This is a genomic window from Runella sp. (assembly GCF_965279615.1).
Taxonomy (GTDB): Bacteria; Bacteroidota; Bacteroidia; order Cytophagales; family Spirosomataceae; genus Runella.
Window position 1 is genome coordinate 260,017 of sequence record NZ_OZ257252.1, and the last position, 25,171, is coordinate 285,187.

Consider the following 25,171-nt stretch of genomic DNA (forward strand, 5'->3'; position numbering starts at 1 on the left):
AATATGGCTGAGAGAAATCATAAAAAAACCCTGCACTTGGCAGGGCTTAGTGTATCATAAATGCTTATATATAAAACTTAAGACTGAACAATTTTAAGCATGAGCAAACGCCGGATTGAACATTCCGATCTCTTTGGCTTCCAAAAGTGACTCGCCCATCAGGAACTCATCTACTTTACGGGCGGCTTCCCGTCCTTCAGAGATTGCCCACACAACCAATGATTGACCACGGCGACAGTCGCCGGCAGCAAATACCTTTTCCACCGAAGTAGCATAGCTGTTTTCGGCTGCTTTGATGTTTTTCCGAATATCGGTTTCAACACCGAACTGTTCCAAAATACTTTGTTGAGGATGCACAAAACCCGCTGCGATCAAAGCCATATCACACGAAATGAGACGCTCATTTTCGGTGATTGGAGCCTTTCGTCCGTCTTCGAGGGTGCGCTCGCCGGTAATATCAGCAATGCGTAAATGAGTTAGTTTTTCTCCGTCGCCCACGAATTCCTGTACGGCAATGGCCCAAAAACGCTCGCAGCCCTCTTCGTGTGAAGTAGAGGTACGTTTGGTCAAAGGCCACAAAGGCCAAGGTGTTTTTTCATCGCGAACTTTATAGAACGGCTCGTTTTTATCGTCGTATTTTGGTGCCGGCATTACTTCTACCTGAGAGATCGTAGCCGCTTTATGGCGGTTAGACGTTCCTACGCAGTCAGAACCCGTGTCACCACCACCAATCACCACCACATGTTTGTCTGTCGCCAACAGTTCACCATTGACGTATTTTTCTCCCTGATGATCTACTATGCGGTCGATATTGGAAACACGCTTATTTTGTTGGCTCAGAAATTCCATCGCAGGGTGTACTCCTTTGCCATAATACGTTTGCCAACCCGGAATCGTGATGGAACGAGGTTCGGTTGAGCCAATGGCTAAAACAATGGCGTCAAAATCACGCATAAGCTCTTCTGACTTGATCGTTACGCCTACCTGAACGTTGGTTTTAAATACTACACCTTCAGCCTCCATTACTTCCGCACGGCGGGAAACAACGGTTTTCTCCAATTTAAAATCAGGAATACCGTAACGAAGCAATCCTCCCACTTGGTCGGCACGTTCAAAGACCGTTACCCAATGGCCGGCATAATTCAGCTGAGCGGCGGCGGCCAATCCCGAAGGGCCCGAACCGATAACGGCTACTTTTTTACCCGTACGTTTTGAAGGAATACGCGGTTTCACATACCCTTTTTCGTAGGCGGTTTCAATGATCGATTTTTCGACAAATTCAATGGCAACGGGTGGTTTATTGATGCCCAACACGCACGAAGCTTCGCAGGGAGCGGGGCAGATGCGGCCGGTGAATTCGGGGAAATTGTTGGTACTGCTCAAAATTTGGTACGCATATTCCCAGTTGCCTTCATACACGGCATCGTTGAATTCGGGAATGATATTTCCCAACGGACAACCATTGTGACAAAACGGAATGCCGCAATCCATGCAACGGGCGGCCTGTTGTTTTGATTGCGTTTCACTGCCGATAGGCTCGATTTCTTTGTAATCGGTGCGGCGTTCGTCGACGCTGCGTTTTTTTGGCAACTCACGGCCAAATTCTATGAATCCGGTGGGTTTTCCCATTTTTGTAAAATCATTAAGCGGTTCGCCGCTGCGATGAGTGAGTGAGTAAAGGAACGAATAGCTTTGTTCAATACTTTATTCGTTCATCAAGGTATCTTTTACCCTGCCCTTTTGCAAAGACCTTACAGGCATGTGCCTGCAAGGTCATACGTATTAAGGGATGGGTTAATTAATTGTGCGCTACGTCCACGACAATGTCTTGGTATACCACATTTTTGTCAGCCAATTGTTGTGACAAACTGATACCGCGACTGGCAAGTGCTTTTTTGAAATCGCCGGGCATCACTTTCACGAATTGACCAATGTAAGTATCCCAATCCTGTAACATCATAAAGGCGACGTTACTGGTCGTGTATTGGAAGTGTTTTTCGATGTATTCTTTGACGATCAGGTGGTCTTCTTCGGCCAATTCCTCCAGATTAACCATTTCGCGGTTAACCTTTGGTGCAAAGTCACCGTTTTTGTCCCACACATAGGCCACACCTCCCGACATACCGGCGGCAAAATTGCGGCCTACTTCTCCCAATATTATGGCTACTCCGCCCGTCATGTATTCCAGACCGTGGTCGCCTACACCTTCCACGACTACTTTTGCCCCGGAATTACGTACGCAAAAACGTTCTCCGGCTGTTCCGCGAATAAACGCCTCACCGGCAGTAGCTCCGTAGAAGGCTACGTTTCCAATGATGATGTTCTCTTCCGGTTTGAAGGTTGCTTCACGGTCGGGATAAACGATGAGTTCCGCCCCGCAAAGACCTTTACCGAAGTAGTCATTGGCATCTCCTTCAAGTTCAAGGCGAATACCGGTGGTGTTGAATGCACCGAAACTTTGTCCCGCCGTTCCTCTGAATTTGAAGTGAATCGTGCCTTTCGGTAAACCTACTCCCGCGAAAACCTTAGAGATTTCGTTGGAAAGCATGTTTCCTACCGAACGGTTGAGGTTATTGATGGTATACTCACCATACACTTCTTCCGAGCGCAGAAGGGCAGGTTGAGCGGCTTCGATCAATTTCCAGTCGATCACATCGGCAATACCGTGATCCTGTTCTTCCTGTTTGAACTGAGCAACATCAAGGCTTACCGGCTCTTTGAAAAGCATAGCTTGGAAATCCAGCGCTTTGTATTTCCAATGCTTGATGTCATCGCGCATTTCAAGGTATTGTACCTGACCTACCATTTCGTTGATGGTACGGAAGCCCAACTGCGCCATGATCTCGCGCAATTCTTCGGCCATGTACGTAAACATATTGACAACGTATTCCGGTTTTCCCGTAAACAACGCGCGTAATTCTTTACGTTGGGTAGCAACCCCTACCGGGCAGGTATTCAGATGGCATTTACGCATCATGATACAACCGGCAGTGACGAGGGCAGCGGTAGCTACACCCCATTCTTCGGCGCCCAACAAAGCGGCAATCGCTAAGTCACGACCGGTACGCATCTGGCCGTCAGCCTGAATGGTGACGCGGCCGCGTAGTTTGTTTTTAACAAGCGTCTGGTGAGTTTCGGCCAAGCCAAGCTCCCAAGGCAAACCGGCATGACGGACCGAGCTTAAAGGTGAAGCACCCGTTCCGCCGTCGTGGCCGGCGATCAAAATATGGTCGGCATGGGCTTTAGCCACCCCCGTTGCGACCGTTCCTACCCCTGCTTCCGACACCAGTTTTACGCTGATGCGGGCGGCACGGTTGGCGTTTTTAAGATCGTAGATCAATTGGGCCAGATCCTCTATTGAATAGATGTCGTGGTGAGGCGGCGGCGAAATCAATCCAACGCCCGGCGTAGAATGGCGCGTCCGTCCGATCCAGTCGTCTACTTTATGGCCGGGCAATTGCCCGCCTTCTCCGGGCTTGGCGCCCTGAGCCATTTTGATCTGGAGTTCTTCCGCATTGCTTAAATAATGGCTTGTTACCCCAAAACGCCCGGAAGCTACCTGTTTAATGGCCGACGACATAAAATCGCCGTTAGGCAGTCGTTTATAACGAAGCTCATCTTCGCCACCTTCTCCCGAGTTTGATTTCCCTCCGATGCGGTTCATGGCAATGGCCAACGTCGTGTGAGCTTCCCACGAAATGGAGCCGAACGACATGGCACCCGTCGCAAAGCGTTTGAAGATATTTTCAATGGGTTCAACCTCTTCAATAGGAATGGATTTTCCTTTTCGGAAACGCATCAAACCGCGAAGCGTTAACGCTTTTTGGGTTTGATCGTCAATGAGTTTTGAGAATTTCTTGAAAATCTGATAGCCTTCTTCGCCGCCTTTACGGGTAGATTGTTGCAGAAGGTGAATCGTTTGCGGATTGAAAATGTGGGCTTCGCCGCGTTGTTTCCATTGGTAAAAACCTCCCACTTCCAAGCGAGGGTTGACCACGGGCGTTTCAGGGTAGGCCACTTTATGACGAACCAATACTTCCCGGGCAATTTCATCAATTCCCATTCCGCTGATGCGGGAAATGGTCCCTGTAAAATAGCGGTCAACGACGTCTTTATTAAGACCGAGACACTCAAATATCTGCGCTCCCTGATACGATTGAAGTGTTGAAATTCCCATTTTAGAGAAAATTTTCAACAATTCTTTATTGATGGCCTTAATGTAATTAGCGTTCAGTTTTTCGTTGGTAAACTCTCCGTTGATCATGCCGTGGCGGTTCATGTACGCCAGGGTTTGGAAAGCCATGTAAGGGCAAACCCCCGACGCTCCGTACCCGATGAGGGTAGCAACGTGGTGAGTTTCAAATACATCTCCTGCTTCTACCAAAATACCGACCCTTCCGCGTAATCCTTTGCGGATCAGGTGATGGTGAATGGCAGAAGTAGCCAAAAGCGACGGAATAGGGGCGTGGTCGGAGTCGATGGCGCGGTCAGAAATGACCAAAATCTCAAAACCGTCCTCAATGGCATCTTCGGCGTAGCGGCAGATGCGTTCCAGCGCCCGCGTCAGACCTTTGCCGCCATCACTTGCGGAGAAATACGCATTGATGGTTTTGGCCTGAAAATGTGCTTTATCTACCCAACGAAGCTTATCAAATTCTTCAATGGTCAATACCGGTTGATCCAATTCAATCTGACGGCAATGCAGCGGCGATTCGGTCAACAGGTTTTCCGTTGAACCCACAAACGCGATCAGCGACATGATCGAACGCTCCCGAATTGAGTCAATGGGAGGGTTGGTCACCTGCGCGAAAAGCTGCTTGAAGTAATTGGCAAGGTGTTGACTTTGTTCCGACAATACGGCCAGAGGGGTATCAACTCCCATAGAACCGATGGCCTCATAACCGGTTTCGGCCATTGGCCCGAGTACCATTCGAAGGTCTTCGGAAGAGAACCCGAAAGCAATTTGGCGTTTCAGCAACGACTTATCATCATACGCCGCAAACGGGCGTTGTGACGGTTCAAGGTCAACGATCTTGATTTTATTTTCATCCAACCATTGTTGATATGGCTGACGTGAACAAATATCGGCTTTCAACTCATCGTCGGGAATGATGCGGCCCTGTTCCATATCGACCACAAACATTTTTCCCGATTGCAGACGGCCTTTGGATACCACTTTGGCGGGATCTACGTCCAATACCCCTGCTTCAGAGGCCATGATGACGGTGTCATCGTCAAGCACCCAATAACGGGAAGGACGCAAACCGTTGCGGTCGAGCGTTGCTCCGATGATCTTTCCGTCTGTAAATGAGATAGATGCGGGGCCGTCCCAAGGTTCCTGAATCGCGGCGTGGTATTCGTAAAAAGCGCGGCGTTCGGGGTCCATGGCATCGTTGCCGTCCCAGGCTTCGGGCACAACCATCATCATTACATGCGGCAGCGAACGTCCGGATAAGTATAAAAGCTCAATAGCGTTGTCAAGGTTTGAAGTATCCGAATTGGTAATGTCGCAGATGGGCAGCAACATATCCATTTCTTCCTTGGTGAATTTATCCGACCAGAACGATTTCTCGCCTGCCCGAATCCAATTTACGTTGCCGCGTACGGTGTTGATCTCACCGTTGTGAGCTACATAACGAAAAGGCTGCGCCAGTTTCCACGACGGGAAAGTATTGGTCGAAAAACGAGAGTGGATAATGGCAAAAGCCGAAACCACCGATTCGTGGTGCAAATCCGGAAAATAATATTTCAACTGTCCGGTCGTCAATTGTCCTTTATAAGAAATGGTACGACAGGAGAGGGAAGAGAAGTAAAAGTGAGATTTTGAACCCAACACCGACTCATAAATGAGACGGGTGGCGTATTGACGAAACACAAACAGTTTGCGCTCAAAACCAAGCTCATCCGTGACCGAATCAGGACGCTTGATAAATAATTGTTCAACCTGCGGTTCTACAGAAAGCGATCCTTCTCCTAATGTATCGTTGAGCGTAGGAACGCGTCGATACCCAAGAAGCTCCAGACCTAATTTTTTCAGCTTACGATTCAGAATATCGCGGCATTCCTCACGAAGCTTTTGGTCTTTTGGAAAAAAGATCATTCCGACGCCATACTCTCCGGCGGAGGGAAGGGTGATGTTAAGCTTTGCGCATTCTTCCACGAAAAACTCGTGGGGAAGTTGAATAAGAATTCCCGCACCATCTCCTGTGTTAGGGTCACAGCCACAAGCACCGCGGTGGTCCATGCGTTCGAGCATGGTGATAGCATCAGCTACCATTTGGTGCGACTTACGACCTTTCATGTTGGCGCGGAAACCGATACCGCAAGCGTCGTGTTCAAACTCGGGGCGATATAACCCCAGTTGGGCAGGCTCTGACATGGTTTTGTTGTGTATTGGGGTTGGGTGAATGGCCATTACGTGTTGAATTACGCTTTGGCTTTAACAATGATCGGCACTTTGTTTTTCTGAATAATCACACGCAAGATACTCAAAAATTTATTTGGTGCAACAACGTTTTTGCCGAATAATGTACCTGAAATTCTGAGTTATTAAGAATATATTAAATAATCTTGAAATTTTACAATTTGATAAAGCAATCGAAGGTAGATTTACAAATTTTTAAATAAATGAATGAATCCTTGATTGTTTCTCTAAAAAAAGGTAAAAATATTGAAAAATAAGCAAAGTTGAAATGCTCTTTACTCATTTATTTTGAATTTTATTACACTAACCCGGTCGTTCGCGAAAAGAAGAGTATGCTTCTAAGTACCGGGGAATTTTTTCCGCACATTGTTTTTATGCTTTGAAATCAGCGTCGATACCGGTATCTATCCTTTTTTGATTGAAGATCGTTAATAAACGCGCTAAAAATGGCCTGAAAGAGAAAGAATAAGGAACAAAAATGACTTTTTCATGCGAACGGAAACAGATAAATGTAGGGTAAAGATACAAAATAGTTGAGCCTCTGCCTTCAAAATCCTACCTTTGCCCCGTGATTTCGTCACACAGCGCATCGGAACTCCGTTGCCAACTTGTTTTTTTATCATTCAATCCCAAATCTCCCCCTCGTGGAACACGTCGAACAACTTCCTACCGTTGAAACTGCCAAGAAATTGGGTATTCTTCCCGAAGAATTTGAACAAATTAAACAGATACTGGGCCGTACACCGAATTTTACCGAATTAAGTATTTTTTCGGTCATGTGGTCTGAGCACTGCTCGTACAAAAACTCTATCGTTTGGCTTAAAACCCTTCCTCGTGATTCTGAGCGTATGTTGGCGAAAGCAGGAGAGGAGAATGCCGGCTTGGTGGACATCGGAGATGGTTTAGCCTGTAGTTTTAAAATAGAATCTCACAATCACCCTTCGGCGCTTGAACCATATCAGGGGGCCGCAACGGGCGTAGGCGGTATCAACCGCGATATTTTTACGATGGGCGCACGTCCGATAGCTCAGCTTAATTCCCTTCGTTTCGGTGATCCAAAATTAGCCAAAACCAAATGGCTGGTGAAAGGCGTAGTCAAAGGCATCGGTGATTATGGTAATGCTTTCGGGATTCCAACCGTGGGCGGAGAAGTCTTTTTTGACGAATGTTATAATACCAATCCGCTCGTGAACGCCTTCTCGGCCGGGATCGTTGAGGCAGGAAAAGTGGCCAAAGCGATCAGTTACGGGGTCGGAAATCCCGTGTTTATCGTTGGTTCCGCTACCGGTAAAGACGGTATCGGTGGGGCCAGTTTTGCTTCGGAAGACATCAGCGAAAAATCGACCGAAAAACTTCCGGCGGTGCAGGTGGGCGATCCTTTTATGGAAAAATTATTGCTGGAAGCTACGCTCGAAATCATCGAAACGGGCTATGTAGTTGGTATTCAGGACATGGGCGCGGCGGGAATTATCTGTTCCACTTCCGAAATGAGCGCCAAAGGCGAGCACGGAATGATCATCGACCTCGACAAAGTGCCCACGCGTCAAACCAACATGAAAGGCTGGGAAATCCTGCTTTCAGAATCGCAGGAACGGATGCTTGTGGTGATCGAAAAAGGAAAAGAAGACGATATAAAAAGTATTTTTGATAAATGGGATCTGCACTGCGCCCAAATTGGTGAAGTAGTGGAAGGCGGCAGTTTGCATTTCTACCAACATGGCGAACTGATTGCCGACGTTCCGGCGCACGATCTGGTATTGGGAGGCGGTGCTCCGCAATATAACCGCGAATACCGCGAGCCGGCCTATTATCAGGAATTCAAGAAATTTGATATAAATAATGTTAGCGATGTAAAGGGTGAAGAGATCGGAAAAGTAGCGAAGCACCTTTTATCGCATCCCAACATCGCTTCCAAAAAATGGGTGTACGAGCAGTATGACTCTACCGTTGGAACGGCCAATCGAACCACCAACCGCCCGTCAGACGCGGGTGTTGTGCGGATTCGTGATGTAAAACGCCCTCATTATCAGAAATCTATTGCCATGACGGTAGATTGCAATGCGCGCTACGTCAACGCCGATCCTTTTATCGGAGCACAAATTGCCGTGGCGGAAGCCGCGCGTAATTTGGTATGTACGGGCGCGGAGCCGTTGGCGGTGACTAACAACCTGAATTTCGGTAATCCGTATGTGCCTGAAGTATATTGGCAGTTTGTGAATGCCGTTCAGGGAATGGGCAAAGCCTGTTTGAAATTCAAAACGCCGGTAACGGGAGGAAACGTGAGTTTTTACAACCAATCGTCCGACGACGGTCCGGTATTTCCAACACCTACGATTGGTATGATCGGGTTGATCGAAAAACCGGAAAACCAAACGACCCTTGACTTTAAAAACGAAGGAGATCTGATTTACTTAGTTGGCCAGTCTCAAAACGATATTGCTTCTTCTGAGTATCTATATTCTTACCGTGGCGTAAAAGCATCACCTGCTCCGGCGTTTGATCTGGAGGAAGAATACAATTTGCAGGGAGCGGTAAATCAATTGATCGAAAAACAGTTGGTTCAATCGGTACACGATGTGTCGGATGGTGGCTTATTTATTGCAATTGCGGAAGCAGCCTTACCAACGGGTTTAGGTTTTGACATCGTAACGATGGATGACTACCGCACCGATGCGTTCCTATTTGGAGAATCGCAAAGTCGGGTGATTGTGAGTGTGAGTCCCGATAAGCAAGCGAAATTCCAGAAAGTATTGGGTGGAGAACTGAAAACAACCCACGCATTGCTTGGAAAAGTAACATCGGGCGGATTTGTGGTTGACGGTCAGGAAGTGATTTCAACTTCAGAAGCAAAAGACCTGTATGATAACTCGTTGGGAAGACTGATGAGTTAAGTCTTAATACATAACTAATGGACGTTAAAAACGCCGGCAGATTTGCAGTTCTGCCGGCGTTTTTATTGGAGATTCCGAAAAATGGTTAAATTTGGATAATTAACCGCAAAAAAATGGCAACTGCAACGCAACAAATCCCCGCGAGCCTGAAATATGAAGAGTTTGGTGGTCGTGTGTATTATCGCCGCGGCTATCGTCAGGTATTGTCAGGACTTAAAACGGAAGAAGAAATTATGGGGAGTAGCGTTTTTCAATCGCTTATTATACAGGCACTTGTGTTTTATTTGAAAACAATTTTACCTAAAAAACTGTATTGGGTACCCACCAATGAAGCAGGATTGCATCTTAATCACCGACAAAATTTGGCAAATGATATAGTTATTGTCGAGAAAAATAAGCTAAAAGACCCATTTTCAGATAAATACAGTGATGTTCCTCCCAAATTTATTGTCGAAGTTGATATAAAAATTGATCCTAAAGAGTATGATGATGAATCGGCAACAGGCACGGAAATGGATTACATTTTAGAAAAATCGGGACAATTGTTAGATTTTGGCGTAGAAGGTATTGTGTGGATTCTCACTAAAGGGCGCCGAATTATTGTGATTAAATCACACCGAATTGTAGAGGTTTTCCAATGGCACGAAACGGTCCCTCTCTTTGATGACTATTCTTTTTGCCTGCAACAAATATTGGAAGACGAAGATATTTTACCGGCTAACGCGTAAAGAAAAGCGCGAATGTGAAAAATCATTCGCGCTTTTTATAATTACCAAACCTTCTTTTACTCTTACCCTTGGTCTGTGTCTCCACCTAAAGTATATACACATCTTTTTTGTTCATCATTTCAACCTCTTAGACCGTATTTAATATACCATTTTACACAAATCTGATGGGTAATTTAGCCCACTTTGATGGTTTGTTCAAGATAGTATATCTGCGATTTTGATGAAAAAGTCAGTGGCGATTTTGTGTATATACTTTAGGTGTCTCCACAGACCTTTTTGGTGAAAATGGTATGGGATTTTTTTGCCCTATTACTCCAAAATATTGTAACATTGAGAGATGGACAAGTGTAAAGGGGAAGAAAGATACCAAGCATAGGGGCACGCGAATGTAAAAAATCATTCGTGTGCTTTATATCCTTAGTAAAAGTAAACACTTTTCAACTCCGCAATCTTCTGTAAGAGGTCAGCGGCCATAAAGACAAAATTTCCCGCTACGAGAGCGCGCCGGCTATGCAGCATTACTCATATTCAGTAATTGTATCGTCATGCCTGAATCTTTTAAGAGCTCGCGTAATTCATTCAGATGTTGATCTCTTAAACGCTCATATTGCTCAATGATTGATACAGGGCTTTCGCCTTCTTTATGCATTTTGATCGCATCATTGTCCATTGCTACCAGTTCTAACAGGCGTGATACCCTCACTGCCCATTCTTCATAGTTTCCTATCGAATTCATGCTTCTTAAAATTGAAGTTGAATAATTCCTTTTGATTTTTTGTCACGACTACGGATGAATAAATGATACCACCGTAAATAATCTGATTCGTAAAAAAGCGTTTGGGGGGCTCTTTTGGAAATGTTCTTACAAAATAAGCATCAACGTACTGATTTAACCTACAATTTTTTAGTAGATTTTCGTTGGCGTCAAAAATGGGGGCATCTACAAATGTAACTATGTCGATGTCGTGGGAATTTAGTTTTTGAGACGTAAAACTTCCATCAACCCACTGATAGAACGGCCCATTTATGATTTGTTGTATGCGGAGAAGATATTGTTCGTATTCATAAAAAATGACAGTTCGGGTAATTGAGTTTGGAAACCCATTAACAAATACTTGTTTAAATACCACAAGATCGGCTGGGATTATGTCATAAGGCATTAGATACCCATATTCGTCAAATTTCATTCGTTAGCTGTGTTTTTTACCAAACCTTCTTCAACTCCGCAATTGTCTGCACCGGATCAGCGGCAGTAAAGACAAAATTCCCGGCTACCAATGCGCGGGCACCGGCATGATAAAGGAGAGAAGCATTGGTTTGATTAACGCCACCGTCAATTTCAATAATGGCACTGCTTCCTGATTCAGCAATCATCGCGGCCATTTGACGAACGCGTTCATAGGTTCGCTCAATGAATTTTTGACCCCCAAAGCCCGGATTGACCGACATAATTAATACCAAGTCCAGATCTGTAATGACTTCCTGCAACATACTCACCGGCGTATGGGGGTTAAGTGCCACCCCTGCTTTAGCACCTAATGACTTAATGTGCTGAATCGTACGGTGCAAGTGCGGACAGGCCTCGTAATGTACGGTAAGAATGTCGGCGCCGGCATCACGAAATGCTTCCAGGTAACGTTCGGGTTGAACGATCATTAAATGAACATCCAGCGGCTTTTGCGCGTATTTTTTAATGGCTGCCGTAACGGGCAAACCAAACGAAATATTGGGGACAAAGACCCCATCCATAATATCTACGTGAATCCAATCGGCAGCGCTGCGGTTGAGCATTTCTACGTCGCGTTGAAGATTGGCAAAGTCAGCAGCTAAAACGGAAGGAGCAATCAATGGTGCATTCATGAAATAACAGTACCGGCTAAAAAGTATACTAAAAATGAGAATCGTCGGCAAAGTTCGCCTTTTTTATGAACTATGGCTCATTTCCCACCCTAAAATCGCTTTTTTGCGTGTGAGTCCCCAGCGATAACCACCAATACCGCCCACTTTTTGCAACACGCGGTGACAGGGAATTAAGTAGCCGATCCGATTGCTTCCGATTGCCGTTCCAACGGCCCGTTGCGCTTTTGGCTGACCGATTCGTTGCGCTATATCATCGTAACTCACCAACTGCCCAAACGGAATTCTCAATAATGCTTCCCATACTTTGATCTGAAAATTGGTGCCGCGCAGTAGCATTGTTAAGGGAACAGCGTTGGAAGAAGTTTGGTAAAAAATTTGGTCAATGTATGGCTGTGTAACGGCCTGATTTTCTATCCAATCTGCATTGGCCCAATCCTGCCGCACTTCATTTGAAACCGCATCTGCGGCATCTTCACTCAGGAAGCGCAAGTCAGTGATTCCTCGAGAAGTAACGGCAATGAGACAGGCTCCGAACGGTGTTTCGTGAATGCCGTAATGAATGGTGAGTCCTGCGCCTTTGGATTTGTATTCGGCGGGAGTCATGGCCTCGTAGGTAACAAACAGGTCGTGTAATCGGCTGGTACTTGAAAGGCCTGTTTCGAACGTGGCATCCAGTAAATTGTCAGAATTGGAAAGGCATTCCTTTGCAAACTCTTTGGTCAAAAAACGCATGAAACGCTGCGGACTTGTTCCGGCCCAGCGACTGAAAAGGCGATTGAAATGAAATTCTGACAACGCAATGTGATCGGCGACCTGACCGAGGGTAGGTTGCTGTTTGAAATTCTGCTCAATGAATTGAATCGCTTTTTCGATGCGCTGATAGTCAAGTACCTGTTGATCGTTGATAGTTTCCATGTTTTTAGCTTTTTATGTCAACAAAGGTACTTGACCCCGGCGGGTACTTCAATCCGATTCTTGCGGAATCATGAAAAGAAAATAAAACAGAACAGATTATCGATTTTTAAGGGAATCCGTCCACTCATAACGTACGAACGGAGCCGTTGTATCTGCAATACGCTGCTCCGAAGGTGTTAGTGTTGGGTTGGTATTGATCGTCGGGCGCTTGTAATTATCTGTTGACTTTTTCCCCGAAAAAGAACCGGATGATTTTAAAACAAACGTTATGCCCCCGGCCTTCTTTTTGGCCAACTGAATTTGTTTTTGCTCTTTGTACGATAAGTGAGGAGAAAAAATAAAAGGCTCGGCACGATGAACAGAAAGCGTAAGTTTCTCCACTTTGGGAAGCGGTTTGGGGTAATTATTACGGTTTTCTTTAACTTGTTGGGCAAGCAATGGGGCAGAAAGCAAGAACAATGCCGCAGCCCATCCGCCCAAGCGAAAGGAGACAGTGTAATTCATGATGTTTTATCGATTAATGGAATACTGCTGCTAAAGTAAAAATACTAGGTAATTATAATCACTTTCTGCCCGAAAAATTTACTTTGATCCCACTTTCCTGACCATTCGCATAATGGATTCAGAATTGTTATAACGCCCCACTTCAGGTAGAGGAACCCAAACTAAATCCTTTGATTCGCTATTGATAATGAGCGGATTTTGGCTATCGGCCTGCAATAGAAACCGTATATCATAATGATAATGCGCAGGATCTTTAACATTGGCAGGAATCAAATGCACATCTACGTCAAAAATGTTGGTATCCAATACATTAATGATTTCTAACCCTGTTTCTTCCCGGGCTTCTTTGAGAGCAACTTGTAGAATATCCGACTCTCCGTCGGCGTGCCCTCCGGGCTGAAACCATTTGTCCAATTTGCGATGGTGCATTAACAGAACCGACGTTTGAGTTTCATTCACGATCCATGCGGAGCCTGTTATGTGGCCAATGGCTAGCCATCGTTCAAAACAATCGGGATTTTGCTCTACAAATTGAATCGTATCCAGCCACATTTTATGTTCTTCGGCGTCAAAAGGAGTGTGTTGTCGGAGGAGTGTTAAGAGAGAATGACGTTTCATGTATGTTGTTTTATGAATAGTTTAATAATAGATAGAGTTTAGGGAGTATGTGCTTCTTTTCTCTATCTTCGCGGCTCAAAATTTATCAATACCAAACAAAACTGCTAAAAATCATGATGAAATCATTGGCGTTAACAGCCCTATTTTTTGTAAGCGTATGCTCTTTTGCCCAAATTCGTACCCCTCAACCCAGCTCATCGGCTACCGTAATGCAAACCGTTGGCGTAACTGATATTACCGTAAAGTACTCACGTCCAAGCATGAAAGGACGCGAAATATTTGGAAAAGTAGTTCCTTACGGCGAATTCTGGCGCACCGGAGCCAACCAAGCCACCGCCATTGAATTTTCGACGGATATCATGCTGGAAGGCCAAAATGTACCGGCCGGAAAGTACTTCCTTTACAGCATTCCCAAAGCAGATAGTTGGACGGTCATTATCAATAAAACAGCCGCTACTGCTCCTGACCAATACAAACAAGCCGATGATGTAGTGCGTGTCAATGTAAAACCTACCCAAGCACCTACCACTGAGTCATTTATGATCGGTTTTTCTGATATTACGGATTCTACGGCTACCCTGGACATTCTATGGGCAAATGTGAAAGTAAGCCCTAAACTGAGTGTAGGTACCACTAAAATGGTAGAAAGTGCTATCGACAAAGCCGCCGAAGCAAGTGCCAATAACATGAATGCCGGCGCAGGCTATTTGTTGAGTAAAGGAATTAACCTGCAAAAAGCACTTTCTATGGTCAATCAGGCGGTAGCGTACAAAGAAACTTTCCGTAACGTATGGACCAAAGCTCAGATCTTAGCAAAATTGGGAAATTTCGCAGAAGCAGCACCATTGGCTAAAAAAGCTCTTGAACTGGGGCAATCAAGCAATGATACCGCATTCCCTTTCTTTAAAGACGCGATTGAAAAAGGAGCAACCGAGTATTTGGCAAAAGTGCCGGTACCGGAAGCATTGAAAGCAATCAAGAAGAAGAAATAGTTGGAGTACTGAGAAAGTCGTTCGGGTTTGAGAACCCTCACCGTCAGTTTTGAGAAACTGACTTCACGTTATTTTTGTGCTTTCGGTTTCTACGTTTTGTGCTTTCGGTTTCTCAAAACCGAAAGAGTGACGTATAATAAATTAAAAGCTCCGACTCATCGTCGGAGCTTTTAATTTATTGCAGTTTTCAACGCCAATGATCTAATGCCTTTTTGAGTTCTAGTTACGACGTGCAATCTCGTCCCGAATTTTCGCCGCTTTCTCGTATTCTTCATTATTGAGAGATTCGTCCAAAATACGATGCAACTCGTCGAGGCTCATATTTTTAATTTGCTCACTCAATGACCGTGGTTTTGACTGCTGTACGATTTCTTCGATGGCATCATCCGGGTCGGATTGCGAACCCGACACAATTCCTGCCTCCGACAAAATGGTTTCATAGGTGTAAATAGGCACACTGAAACGGAGTGCAATCGCAATGGCGTCAGAAGGACGGGCATCCACCACCGTTTCCCTTAATCCATCAGCACTCGAACAATGAACACGGGCAAAAAAGATACCTTCGCGTAAATCCGAGATGATAATTTCATTGACGGTATAATTAAAAGCTTTGGCAAATGACTTGAACAAGTCATGAGTCATAGGACGATTGGGTTGAATCTTTTCAATCTCAATCGCAATGGCCTGTGCTTCAAACATTCCAATGATAATGGGCAAACGCCGGTTGCCGTACTCTTCTCCAAGCACCAAGGCAAACGAACCTGCTTGTGACTGACTCGGTGAGAGCCCCAAAATTTCCAATTTTATTTTTTCCACTACTTTGTTATGTTATCTTTTATCAGTTATCGGTTGTTCATTGAAGGAAAATACAACAGATAACAGCTCTTCTTTCAAAAAGCATGCAAAAATAATAAACCTGCGGGGAAAATGGAAAGTTTTTCCGTTCCCCGCAGGTTTATTAACGTTTGAAAGTACATTCAGTGTTCCCGTAGGCAAAAGTTTGTTCAAAGTTGCCTACTGAATGCCTTATTTACCTTCTTTTACGGCCTTGGTCAGTCGTGGTAAAATATCGAATACATCACCTACAATGCCGTAATCGGCGGCTTTGAAGAACGGTGCTTCGGGATCTTTATTGATAGCTACGATCACTTTGGAAGAATTGACGCCTGCCAAATGCTGGATAGCGCCCGAAATTCCGCAGGCGATGTACAAATTAGGCGCAACTTTGATACCCGTTTGTCCGATGTGCTCATGGTGAGGACGCCAATCAAGGTCAGAAACGGGTTTTGAGCAACCTGTAGCGGCACCCAACGCCTCAGCCAGATCCAAAAGCGGTTGCCAATTGTCAGGGCCTTTCATGCCACGTCCGCCCGATACGATAATATCGGCTTCGGTCAATGATAATTCACCGCTGGCTTTTTCCTGTCCCGTTACTTTCGCGGAGAAATCACCGTCGCTGAGCGCAGGAGCAAAGGCTTCTACCGTGGCGGTGCCTGTGCCTTCAGCAGCTTCAATAGCATTTTTTTTGATGCCCAAAATTTTGATGGCTCCTTTTACATCTACCGTAGCAAACGCTTTTCCGGTATAAATACTGCGGGTTACTTTGAAACCGTTGGATAAATCAGGCAATTCCGTAACGCCCGAAACGATGCTTGCGCCTAATTTGGCAGCGGCACGCGCACCCATAGCGTCGCAAAGGCCTGATTTTGGTAAAATAACCACTTGTGAATTTTCCTGTTTTACGGCAGCCGCCAACACCGAAGCATACGCCATGGCATTTTCGTTGGCCAGTTTGCCGTCATTAGCGTGCAATACTTTGGTGGCTCCGTAAGCGCCCGCTTTGGCTAATTCGGCGTCATCGGCCGTTCCAATGGCTAATGCCGTTGCGGTGGTTCCTGTTGCTTTTGCTACTTCTGCACCGTATGCAACGGCTTCAAGGGAAGTTTTTTTGATGCTTCCGTTATCAAGTTCTACAAATATTAAGACCATTTCTTTATTACTTTTAACAGTGAATAGTTGACATTTAACAGTAAACATTTAACAATGAACATTCGGTATGTGATACTTTCCCTCAATATGGAATAATGTTAATTGTTGAATGCTCAATGATTACAGCACTTTCGCTTCTGTTTTTAACAGAGAGATAAGCGTTTCCGCCTGTTCGGCAGGAATCATTTTGCAGGCACCTTTTGGCGCAGGTAATGTATATTTATCAAGCGTTGCCATATCGCCGACCGCTACAGGTTCCACGATTTTGAGCGGTTTGGTACGGGCCGTCATAATGCCGCGCATGTTAGGGATTTTCCATTCCGCAATAGGTTCCTGGCAACCCAAAACCAAGGGTAGCGGAGCTTCTAAAAATTCTTTTCCTCCTTCGATCTCGCGAGAAAATTTGGCAGTAGTACCCTCAATATCCAATTTCATAACAGGTGAAAACGACGGAATACCCAGCATTTCCCCTACCAGTCCGTGCACTACGCCGCTGTTGAAATCAATGGATTCGCGGCCCATCAAGATCAGGTCATAGCTGCCTTCTTTGGCAATGGCCGCAATTTGTGATGCAGTGAAATAAGAATCCGATGGCTCGGCATTTACGCGGATGGCATCGTCGGCGCCGATGGCCAACGCTTTACGGATCTGGGGATCACTTTCCGCTTCTCCTACATTGAGTACAGTAATACTTCCTCCCTGTTGTTCCTTCAACTCAACGGCGCGCGCCAGAGCATAATCATCATAAGGCCCAATGATGTACTGAATTCCCGCTTTATTAAGTTTGGTATTGTTGTCGGTAAAACTAATTTTGGCCGTTGTATCAGGTACATTCGTAATACAAACTAAAATTTTCATGTGCTTATTTTGACGTTTTGAAATATAACTTTTAGGAGATTTATTTTGTTGGTGCGAATATAAAGCAAGGTTTTTAAAAATAGTATGCTTGCATAATAATTTTTTATGAATAACAATCGTCTCGCCTTTTTACTGCAATTTTTTGAAGAAGATCCCAACGATCCGTTCAATAGTTATGCGCTTGCGATGGAATATCAGCAAAGTGATGTGACCAAAGCAGCGGAGTTTTTTCGGTTATTGCTTGATAAACATCCCGATTATTTACCCACTTATTATCACGCAGCGGCGTTGTTTGCTGAATTGGAACAACTTGAGTATGCTGAACAATTGTACCAAAAAGGAATGCAATTAGCTTTGAGTCAGCAAAATACCAAAACCTACCAAGAACTCCAACGCGCCTATCGCGGTTTTCAGGACGAATATTTGTTCTGATTAACGTCGGCGAGGTTTTAAACCTCGCCGACGTTGTTACTAAAATATGTTAAACCCTGCCACTTTGTCAGCGTTTTCACGGAATCTTTGTAACTTTGCATTCATTCGGGGCATAAGGTTAAAACACTGACGACCCCGAACTAACGACCATTGACTAACAAAATGATTACTTCAACATTAAAGATACTTTCGGAAGCCGATAAAGAGGCGTGTGAACTGGTCAAAGTAAGCGAAGAGGAATTGACAGTTGATAAAAAAAGATTGTTTATAGAAAGCTACGGCTGCCAGATGAATTTCTCCGACAGTGAGATCGTAGCGGCGGTGATGCGAAATGCCAATTTTGCCACCACTTCTACGGAAGATAATGCTGACGTGATTTTTCTGAATACCTGTGCCATCCGTGACAATGCCGAGCAAAAAGTTCGAAATCGCCTTCAATACCTGAATAATTTAAAAAAGAAACGCCCGGGCTTAATTATCGGGGTGCTGGGTTGTATGGCAGAGCGCCTGAAAACTAAGCTGCTGGACGAAGAAAAAATGGTGGACATTGTGGCGGGGCCGGATGCTTATCGTGATCTGCCGCGCTTGGTGGAAGAAGCCGAAACGGGTCAAAAAGCCGTGAATGTATTTTTATCCAGGGAAGAAACGTACGCCGATATTTCGCCGATTCGCCTGAATTCCAACGGTATTACAGCTTACATAAGCATCATGCGTGGGTGTGATAATATGTGCAGCTTCTGCGTGGTTCCTTATACTCGCGGACGAGAGCGCAGCCGCGACCCGTTCAGCATTGTGGAAGAGGCACGTTTGCTTTTTGCCGATGGCTATAAAGAAGTAACATTGCTTGGGCAAAATGTAGACAGTTATAAGTGGAACCCCTCCCCTGTAGGGAGGGGAGATGCAAGTCCCTCCCTCACAGGGGAGGGATTTAGGGTGGGGTTTGCACAGTTGTTGGAGATGGTTGCCTTGATTGATCCTGATCTACGGGTACGCTTCAGTACTTCACACCCCAAAGACATTACCGATGATGTGCTTTGGACCATGAAAAAGTACGAAAATATCTGCAACTACATCCATTTTCCCGCGCAAAGCGGCAACAGTCGCGTGTTGAAGATCATGAATCGTACCTATGACCGTGAGTGGTATATCCAAAAAATTGACCGTATTCGTGAGATTTTGGGGGATGAATGCGGCATTTCGACCGATATGATTACGGGTTTTTGTACCGAAACGGAAGAAGAGCACCAAGATACCTTGTCATTGATGGAGTACGTGAAGTATGACTATGCGTATATGTTTGCGTACTCGGAGCGTCCGGGCACGCCTGCGGCCAAGAAATTCAAGGACGACATTCCGGAAGATGTTAAAAAACGACGCTTGCAGGAAGTCATAGATGTACAACGCCGCCATTCGGGAGAGCGTAATCAGATGTCGTTGGGCAAAGTCTATAAAGTATTGGTAGAAGGACCTTCCAAGCGCTCGGATGCCGATCTGTGCGGCCGAAACGATCAAAATAAAGTGGTTGTTTTCCCACGGGAGAATTATAAAAAAGGCGACTATGTACATGTTTTGGTAACGGAATGTTCTTCTGCTACACTGATCGGGAAAGCGGTTGAACAGGTTATTGCCTGATTGTTTTCAGCCAGCGTTCGTCAACGAATGTTTTATTAATATTATCTAAAAGCACACATGTGCAACCGATTGAAAGTGAGTGATCTATAAACGCTGCAAATCATCCGTTGTTCATTGTCTATTTATTAAATGCTTGCAAATCCTGAAATACAATCAATAAAAAACCGCTTTGGAATTATCGGGAATGCTCCTGCGCTGAACTATGCGCTCAATATAGCATTGCAGGTAGCAGCTACCGATTTGACCGTGCTCATTACGGGAGAAAGCGGAAGCGGTAAGGAATCGTTCTCGAAAATTATTCATAACCTCAGTTCACGCAAACACGGTCCTTTTATTGCCATCAACTGCGGGGCTATTCCCGAAGGAACCATTGATTCTGAGTTGTTTGGGCACGTAAAAGGATCGTTTACCGGAGCCATTGACGACCGAAAAGGGTATTTTGAAATCACCAATGGCGGAACTATCTTCTTGGATGAGATCGCCGAAATGCCCATCGGAACACAGGCAAGGCTTCTGCGGGTACTGGAAAACAAAGAATTCATTCGCGTGGGTTCTTCCAAGGTTCAAAAAACGGACGTGCGCGTTGTGGCAGCCACCAATGTGAATCTCATCGACGCCGTTCAACGTGGAAGATTTCGGGAGGATCTGTACTATCGTCTGAATACGGTGCCGATTGCGGTTCCGCCTTTGCGGGAAAGAGGGAGCGATATTGACATGCTTTTTCGGAAATTTACCACCGATTTTGCCGAACGGTATCGCATTACGCCCGTCACGCTTACAACGGAGGCGCGTGATATGTTGATCAGCTATAATTTTCCGGGAAATATTCGCCAACTGAAAAACATTGCCGAGCAGATCCAAATTTTGGAAGCGGAAAATAAAGTACCGATTACGCCACAGACATTGGTGAAATATTTACCCAATTATGCGTCGTCTACGCGTTCAATGACACTCTTGGGGAGTCCGGCGGGAAGTGGCAATGGAGCGGAATCGTTCAATGAGCGTGAATTGCTCTATAAGATTCTGTTTGACATGCGTCGGGATGTCAATGACCTGAAAAAATTGGTTTTGAAGGTATTGAACAATGAAGCCTACGGAAGTGATATTTTGCGCGAACACGATGGATTGTTCAGTGGCATTGACGCAGAAGGCTCGTTTACGAAACCTCATTCAGACACGAAACTATTACCAAGCCAGCATCAGCCGTTGGTAAATAATGGGCAGCCTTCTTCCAATACTACGCCGAGCATCATTCAGATATCTCCTTACGACGAGGTGGAAGACATTGCTCATGAAGCAGCTGAAGATGAATCTTTGTCGCTGGAGCAAAAAGAAAAAGAGATGATTATCAAGGCTTTACAGCGCAGTAATGGCAAACGAAAATATGCAGCACAAGCACTTGGGATTTCGGAAAGAACGCTGTATCGCAAAATCAAACAATATGATATTGAAGAAGAATAAGATAGGAGTGAGGAGCGAGAAGCAAGCAATATTCAGAAGGTATTTTATCGTTTCCGCATTGCTTATTTTCCCATTGTTTTTACTGAATTCCTGCGGTATTTACTCTTTTACCGGCACCACTATGGATGCGAGTATTAAGAGCGTAACGATCGTGAATTTTACGATGGCTACCGCCGGCGGGCCTTCCAATATGGCGTTACAGTTCAACGAAAAAATGAAAGAGTATTACCAACGTAATACCAATTTGGCGTTGTTGCCCTCCAACGGAGATCTGCAATTGGAAGGAAGCATAACAGGCTATGAAGTTATTCCTGCTGCCCCAACCGCTAACGATCAGGCCGCGTTGAACCGTTTGACGATCACAATTCAGGTAAAATTCACAAATAATAAAGACGAAGAAAAAAACTTCGACCAGAGTTTTACCTTTTTTAAAGATTTTCCCCAAAATCAGACACTTAGCCAAGTGGAAAGTCGGTTGATTCCCTTGATCCTGGACCAAATTGTCCAAGACATCTTCAACAAGTCGGCGGGCGACTGGTAAGTTTTTGTAAAAATCGTTATTTGTTATCTGTGAATCGTAGTATCTTCGCTTACTTAATAGTTAAAAATGACCGTTTCTTATCTGGAAGAAAGAAAACGTCGCATTGAATTACTGACCCCATTTTATGAATAATCGTTACGTTAAAGAATCGTTCTCTTATTGGACGGCTCACCCCGACGACACTTCTGAAAGCGATATTTCGCAATTGGAGGAAGCGGTCCGGACCTATCCTTACTGCCAATCGCTGCATATTTTAATTGCGAAGGCAATGGCCGTTCATCACCCTGAACAAGCCGAGCCCGGCATTCAAAAAGCGGCAGCTTATTCGCTAAGTCGCAATACGTTGCGGAAACTGATTCAGAACGAATTTGAATGGTCGCCCAATTTGCGGAGCCGCCAGTTTGAAAATGTGTTGATCTGGCCGGGTGATTACCAAAAACCTTCCGTTACTTCCTATTCAAAACAGGAATGGAAACTACCTGAATTGCCGAAAATTTCCTTTTTTGACGAACCGGAAACACCGCAGCCAAAACAAAATCTTCCCGAATTACCACCCATAGACGATACTACTTTGCGCGAAAACGCACTACAAACCGAATTGGAACAGATCGAGAGTTCAGTGTTGGATGAAATCCAAACGGACCAACGTGAGCAGGAGCGCCAGCGTCAGATTCAAATTATTGACAGCTTTATTGAGAATGAAGCCCGTATGGGGCCGATTCGCGCTAATTTTATTGATCCGGCCAGCCAGGAGCAGGAAGACCTCGCCAAAAAGCGAAATATGAACTTCACCGGAAGCGCCGTAAGCGAAGGAATGGCCAAGATTATGGCGCGTCAGGGAAAAATTGAACGGGCTATTGAGATATACGAGCAACTAATGTTGAAAAAACCGGAAAAAAAAGCGTACTTTGCCGAAAAAATTAAAGATTTAACCACTGAGTAGAACGTTAAAAGTGTAACGTTAAACGTGTAAAGTGTAGAGAAAGGGTAAAAGTTGAGAGTAAAAGGGCATCTGTTAAAAACAGAGAACCTGACTTTAAACGGAAACTGCTTCCTGAAAACTGAAAACCGACAACTGAAAACTGAAACTTTGGACTCAAAACTGTAAACTACAATGTTCACCGTATTTATTGTAATAATTGCCATCATCGCCGTATTATTGATTTTGATCGTTTTGGTACAAAATTCAAAAGGTGGTGGATTAACGGGCGAATTGGGCGGAATGGGCGCTACGCAGATGTTTGGCGTAAAACGTACCACTGACCTGTTGGAACAAATTACCTGGGGACTGGTTGGTGCATTAGCCATCCTTTGTCTTGTGTCTAATTTGTTCATCGGCTCTCCACAGGATAACGCCGGTATCAATAGTGTTAACGTAGAAAAAGCAAATCAGCGCTCGGTACCTGCCGTACCTACTACGCCAGCTCCTTCTACTCCTGCGCCGGCACAGCAGCAACCTGCTCCTGCACAGAAGTAAGCAAAACATTTCCCAACGCAAAAGCCCCGAATTTTCGGGGCTTTTGTTGTTTTAAGCAGGATAAGTCGAGTAAAAGTTGTAAGTATTGCTTTAAAGGCCCGGTCGGGTTGTGAGCAACCCGACACACTGAGACATACTTGCGTGCAGAGGGTTGCTCACAACCCGACCGGTGGATGGAGTGACCAATCTTTTAAATCTCCTGAAATTTATGCTCAGTGCTTAATTTGATTTAAAATATAGACAAATCTGTCTATATTTGTGCATTGCTTCTTAAAGATGAAAGAGAACGGACCCAAAGATCGAATTTTAGCAACGGCTGCGCGCTTGTTTTATGAACAAGGATATACGCAAACAGGTATAAATCAGATACTTGAGGAAGCAAAGGTGGCGAAGGCGAGTTTATATCAGCATTATGGGTCAAAAGATGAGTTGGGGGTGGCCTATTTAAAACATGAGCGTGAAAAATGGTTTCCTATGTTTTATAAATACCTTGACCACTATTCGGCTCCCTTGGATAAAATTCTGGCTTGTTTTGATTTTCTGGAAGAAAGCCAGTCGAAACGTGATTTTAAAGGATGCCGATTCATTAATCTTTTAAGCGAAGTAAGCGATAGCAGTCCCAAAATGCGGGAACAGATCGTGGAGCATAAATCAAAATTGAGAACCCTTTTTACGCATTTGGTGATGTCCTACCAACCAAATTCACCTCAATCGTTGGCCGACAGTATCTATTTATTGTTTGAAGGAGCTATTGTGGAAGGTAAAATCTATAAACATTCCTGGCCGTTTCGAACCGCTAAAAACACGACCCGCAAAATGCTTGAGCAGTAAAATTTTTTACCCAAAATATAGACAAGTCTGTCTGTATTTACTTTTAAACCCCCAATCAAAATGAAAGAAAGTCTCCTAAAATCAATTCAATACGAAGAATGGGCCAATGCCATTATTCTTCGTTGTCTGCAACAATGCGACGAACCGGGCGAACGTAACCTGCAATTGTTTGCGCACGTATTAGCCCCACAGTCCATTTGGCTGAGTCGTGCAAGTCAAGAAGTGCCTTCTATAGGATTATGGCCCGATTGGACCTTGGAAGAATGCGCGCAAAGAATGCCGAAATTCATCGAAATGTGGCGGAAGTTTATCAACAACGCTACCGACGAAGATTTGCGGAAGCCTGTCACGTTCAAACGCCCCGGCATGGATCAGGAGCGAACGATTCCTGTTTATGAAGTTGTGGCTCATTTGGTCAATCATGGAACGTATCACCGAGGCCAAATCATTTTGGGACTGAAAGGAAAAATAGACCCGCTGCCCCTGACGACATATATTGGCTTTCTGGTGTCGCTTGATTGAAAAAATTTACCGTATAATAAAATAAGACCAAGTAAGGTCTTATTTTATTATATATTTAAAACTATCAATAAGTAAGTACTGTATCTTTGAATAGTAAAAAAAATGACTGAGACAATCAAAATGAGAATGAATAGAGAAATCCACAAAGAAGGCGAATGCCTTAATATGATTCGCCCCGTAAAAGATGCGCTGGAAGTACTAAATGGTAAATGGAAACTGCCGATCATTATATCGCTGTCTTTTGGTAATAAGCGATTCAGCGAAATGGCGCGGGAGATTCCGAACATTACCGACCGAATGTTGTCTAAAGAATTGCGCGATTTGGAAATGAATGAATTGGTAAAGCGAACTGTTTACGATTCGGTGCCGGTGGTGGTGGAATATTCACTTACGGAATACGGCGATTCGCTCGACAGTGTCATCAATGAATTGCGTAATTGGGGATTACAGCATCGCAAACGAATTTTTGCCAAGCCCTAAAAGATGATTTTTAAAA

23 protein-coding genes are annotated in these 25,171 nt (G+C 44.7%); 12 read left to right on the forward strand and 11 right to left on the reverse strand.

All coding sequences use genetic code 11. The features are described from left to right. Positions 1–93 precede the first annotated feature (93 nt). Together ACQY73_RS01115 and gltB are read right to left on the reverse strand one after the other, a co-directional pair. Positions 94–1,629 carry a glutamate synthase subunit beta gene (locus ACQY73_RS01115; RefSeq protein WP_428660271.1) on the reverse strand — a complete coding sequence of 512 codons (1,536 nt, stop codon included), beginning with the start codon at positions 1,627–1,629 and terminating at the stop codon, positions 94–96. A gap of 169 nt (positions 1,630–1,798) precedes the next feature. Beyond that, the gene (gene gltB, locus ACQY73_RS01120) at positions 1,799–6,379 is read right to left on the reverse strand and encodes a glutamate synthase large subunit (protein WP_428660273.1); all 4,581 of its coding nucleotides are present in this window, start codon (positions 6,377–6,379) and stop codon (positions 1,799–1,801) included. Between the two features lie 689 nt (positions 6,380–7,068). Between gltB and purL the strand changes: the two genes are divergently transcribed. Beyond that, complete coding sequence (gene purL, locus ACQY73_RS01125; protein ID WP_428660276.1) at positions 7,069–9,315, forward strand: phosphoribosylformylglycinamidine synthase subunit PurL; 2,247 nt, start codon at positions 7,069–7,071, stop codon at positions 9,313–9,315. Between the two features lie 113 nt (positions 9,316–9,428). Then, complete coding sequence (locus tag ACQY73_RS01130; protein ID WP_428660278.1) at positions 9,429–10,043, forward strand: hypothetical protein; 615 nt, start codon at positions 9,429–9,431, stop codon at positions 10,041–10,043. Positions 10,044–10,551: 508 nt separating this feature from the next. Here the strand turns inward: ACQY73_RS01130 and ACQY73_RS01135 are convergent. The 6 genes from ACQY73_RS01135 to ACQY73_RS01160 all read right to left on the reverse strand — a co-directional run bounded on the left by ACQY73_RS01135 (position 10,552) and on the right by ACQY73_RS01160 (position 13,940). Beyond that, on the reverse strand, positions 10,552–10,779 hold the full coding sequence (locus tag ACQY73_RS01135) for a hypothetical protein (protein WP_428660281.1): 228 nt from the start codon (positions 10,777–10,779) through the stop codon (positions 10,552–10,554). Further along, on the reverse strand, positions 10,757–11,230 hold the full coding sequence (locus ACQY73_RS01140) for a DUF6932 family protein (protein ID WP_428660284.1): 474 nt from the start codon (positions 11,228–11,230) through the stop codon (positions 10,757–10,759). Before ACQY73_RS01140 ends, ACQY73_RS01135 begins: the two co-directional genes overlap by 23 nt. A 16-nt stretch (positions 11,231–11,246) precedes the next feature. Next, entirely contained in the window at positions 11,247–11,903 is a 657-nt protein-coding gene (rpe, locus tag ACQY73_RS01145) for a ribulose-phosphate 3-epimerase (protein WP_428660287.1), read from the reverse strand. A 63-nt stretch (positions 11,904–11,966) separates the two neighbouring features. Further along, the gene (locus tag ACQY73_RS01150) at positions 11,967–12,818 is read right to left on the reverse strand and encodes a methylated-DNA--[protein]-cysteine S-methyltransferase (protein WP_428660290.1); all 852 of its coding nucleotides are present in this window, start codon (positions 12,816–12,818) and stop codon (positions 11,967–11,969) included. Between the two features lie 96 nt (positions 12,819–12,914). Next, entirely contained in the window at positions 12,915–13,322 is a 408-nt protein-coding gene (locus ACQY73_RS01155) for a hypothetical protein (protein ID WP_428660292.1), read from the reverse strand. Between the two features lie 78 nt (positions 13,323–13,400). Then, on the reverse strand, positions 13,401–13,940 hold the full coding sequence (locus ACQY73_RS01160; protein ID WP_428660295.1) for an NUDIX hydrolase: 540 nt from the start codon (positions 13,938–13,940) through the stop codon (positions 13,401–13,403). Between the two features lie 113 nt (positions 13,941–14,053). Between ACQY73_RS01160 and ACQY73_RS01165 the strand changes: the two genes are divergently transcribed. Beyond that, positions 14,054–14,932 (forward strand): DUF2911 domain-containing protein, encoded by an 879-nt coding sequence (locus ACQY73_RS01165; RefSeq protein ID WP_428660298.1) that lies wholly within the window; start codon positions 14,054–14,056, stop codon positions 14,930–14,932. 219 nt (positions 14,933–15,151) lie between these two features. Here ACQY73_RS01165 and ACQY73_RS01170 read toward each other — a convergent pair whose 3' ends face one another. The 3 genes from ACQY73_RS01170 to ACQY73_RS01180 all read right to left on the reverse strand — a co-directional run bounded on the left by ACQY73_RS01170 (position 15,152) and on the right by ACQY73_RS01180 (position 17,779). After that, a complete protein-coding gene (locus ACQY73_RS01170; protein ID WP_428660300.1) occupies positions 15,152–15,748 on the reverse strand; it encodes a bifunctional nuclease domain-containing protein in 597 nt (198 codons plus the stop codon). 210 nt (positions 15,749–15,958) lie between these two features. Continuing rightward, on the reverse strand, positions 15,959–16,921 hold the full coding sequence (locus ACQY73_RS01175; protein WP_428660302.1) for an electron transfer flavoprotein subunit alpha/FixB family protein: 963 nt from the start codon (positions 16,919–16,921) through the stop codon (positions 15,959–15,961). 120 nt (positions 16,922–17,041) lie between these two features. After that, positions 17,042–17,779: an electron transfer flavoprotein subunit beta/FixA family protein gene (locus ACQY73_RS01180; RefSeq protein ID WP_428660305.1), complete on the reverse strand. Its 738-nt coding sequence runs from the start codon at positions 17,777–17,779 to the stop codon at positions 17,042–17,044. 105 nt (positions 17,780–17,884) lie between these two features. On the opposite strand from ACQY73_RS01180, the gene ACQY73_RS01185 reads away from it, so the two are divergent. From ACQY73_RS01185 to ACQY73_RS01225, 9 genes are all read left to right on the forward strand, one after another. Further along, on the forward strand, positions 17,885–18,211 hold the full coding sequence (locus ACQY73_RS01185; RefSeq protein WP_428660308.1) for a tetratricopeptide repeat protein: 327 nt from the start codon (positions 17,885–17,887) through the stop codon (positions 18,209–18,211). 162 nt (positions 18,212–18,373) lie between these two features. Continuing rightward, entirely contained in the window at positions 18,374–19,843 is a 1,470-nt protein-coding gene (gene miaB / locus ACQY73_RS01190) for a tRNA (N6-isopentenyl adenosine(37)-C2)-methylthiotransferase MiaB (RefSeq protein WP_428660310.1), read from the forward strand. 129 nt (positions 19,844–19,972) lie between these two features. Continuing rightward, positions 19,973–21,304 (forward strand): sigma-54 interaction domain-containing protein, encoded by a 1,332-nt coding sequence (locus ACQY73_RS01195; protein ID WP_428660312.1) that lies wholly within the window; start codon positions 19,973–19,975, stop codon positions 21,302–21,304. Further along, the gene (lptE, locus tag ACQY73_RS01200) at positions 21,291–21,845 is read left to right on the forward strand and encodes an LPS assembly lipoprotein LptE (RefSeq protein ID WP_428660315.1); all 555 of its coding nucleotides are present in this window, start codon (positions 21,291–21,293) and stop codon (positions 21,843–21,845) included. The genes ACQY73_RS01195 and lptE overlap by 14 nt, the downstream gene beginning before the upstream one ends. Before the next feature lie 124 nt (positions 21,846–21,969). Further along, a complete protein-coding gene (locus tag ACQY73_RS01205; RefSeq protein WP_428660317.1) occupies positions 21,970–22,788 on the forward strand; it encodes a hypothetical protein in 819 nt (272 codons plus the stop codon). Between the two features lie 171 nt (positions 22,789–22,959). Next, the gene (gene secG / locus ACQY73_RS01210) at positions 22,960–23,322 is read left to right on the forward strand and encodes a preprotein translocase subunit SecG (RefSeq protein ID WP_428660319.1); all 363 of its coding nucleotides are present in this window, start codon (positions 22,960–22,962) and stop codon (positions 23,320–23,322) included. Between the two features lie 276 nt (positions 23,323–23,598). Next, complete coding sequence (locus ACQY73_RS01215) at positions 23,599–24,153, forward strand: TetR/AcrR family transcriptional regulator (protein ID WP_428660322.1); 555 nt, start codon at positions 23,599–23,601, stop codon at positions 24,151–24,153. A 60-nt stretch (positions 24,154–24,213) separates the two neighbouring features. Then, a complete protein-coding gene (locus ACQY73_RS01220) occupies positions 24,214–24,675 on the forward strand; it encodes a DinB family protein (protein WP_428660325.1) in 462 nt (153 codons plus the stop codon). A 126-nt stretch (positions 24,676–24,801) separates the two neighbouring features. Further along, positions 24,802–25,155 (forward strand): winged helix-turn-helix transcriptional regulator, encoded by a 354-nt coding sequence (locus tag ACQY73_RS01225; RefSeq protein ID WP_428660328.1) that lies wholly within the window; start codon positions 24,802–24,804, stop codon positions 25,153–25,155. Positions 25,156–25,171: the final 16 nt, after the last annotated feature.

Bases quoted from the DNA above. Each gene is read 5' to 3' on its own strand.
- rpe (WP_428660287.1), bottom strand. From the start codon at position 11,903: ATGAATGCACCATTGATTGCTCCTTCCGTTTTAGCTGCTGACTTTGCC.
- miaB (WP_428660310.1), top strand. From the start codon at position 18,374: ATGATTACTTCAACATTAAAGATACTTTCGGAAGCCGATAAAGAGGCG.
- ACQY73_RS01185 (WP_428660308.1), top strand. From the start codon at position 17,885: ATGAATAACAATCGTCTCGCCTTTTTACTGCAATTTTTTGAAGAAGAT.
- ACQY73_RS01155 (WP_428660292.1), bottom strand. From the start codon at position 13,322: ATGAATTACACTGTCTCCTTTCGCTTGGGCGGATGGGCTGCGGCATTG.
- ACQY73_RS01195 (WP_428660312.1), top strand. From the start codon at position 19,973: ATGCTTGCAAATCCTGAAATACAATCAATAAAAAACCGCTTTGGAATT.
- ACQY73_RS01130 (WP_428660278.1), top strand. From the start codon at position 9,429: ATGGCAACTGCAACGCAACAAATCCCCGCGAGCCTGAAATATGAAGAG.
- ACQY73_RS01205 (WP_428660317.1), top strand. From the start codon at position 21,970: ATGAATAATCGTTACGTTAAAGAATCGTTCTCTTATTGGACGGCTCAC.
- ACQY73_RS01175 (WP_428660302.1), bottom strand. From the start codon at position 16,921: ATGGTCTTAATATTTGTAGAACTTGATAACGGAAGCATCAAAAAAACT.
- ACQY73_RS01165 (WP_428660298.1), top strand. From the start codon at position 14,054: ATGATGAAATCATTGGCGTTAACAGCCCTATTTTTTGTAAGCGTATGC.
- ACQY73_RS01115 (WP_428660271.1), bottom strand. From the start codon at position 1,629: ATGGGAAAACCCACCGGATTCATAGAATTTGGCCGTGAGTTGCCAAAA.
- gltB (WP_428660273.1), bottom strand. From the start codon at position 6,379: ATGTCAGAGCCTGCCCAACTGGGGTTATATCGCCCCGAGTTTGAACAC.
- ACQY73_RS01220 (WP_428660325.1), top strand. From the start codon at position 24,214: ATGAAAGAAAGTCTCCTAAAATCAATTCAATACGAAGAATGGGCCAAT.
- ACQY73_RS01135 (WP_428660281.1), bottom strand. From the start codon at position 10,779: ATGAATTCGATAGGAAACTATGAAGAATGGGCAGTGAGGGTATCACGC.
- ACQY73_RS01215 (WP_428660322.1), top strand. From the start codon at position 23,599: ATGAAAGAGAACGGACCCAAAGATCGAATTTTAGCAACGGCTGCGCGC.
- ACQY73_RS01225 (WP_428660328.1), top strand. From the start codon at position 24,802: ATGAATAGAGAAATCCACAAAGAAGGCGAATGCCTTAATATGATTCGC.
- ACQY73_RS01160 (WP_428660295.1), bottom strand. From the start codon at position 13,940: ATGAAACGTCATTCTCTCTTAACACTCCTCCGACAACACACTCCTTTT.
- ACQY73_RS01180 (WP_428660305.1), bottom strand. From the start codon at position 17,779: ATGAAAATTTTAGTTTGTATTACGAATGTACCTGATACAACGGCCAAA.
- ACQY73_RS01150 (WP_428660290.1), bottom strand. From the start codon at position 12,818: ATGGAAACTATCAACGATCAACAGGTACTTGACTATCAGCGCATCGAA.
- secG (WP_428660319.1), top strand. From the start codon at position 22,960: ATGTTCACCGTATTTATTGTAATAATTGCCATCATCGCCGTATTATTG.
- ACQY73_RS01140 (WP_428660284.1), bottom strand. From the start codon at position 11,230: ATGAAATTTGACGAATATGGGTATCTAATGCCTTATGACATAATCCCA.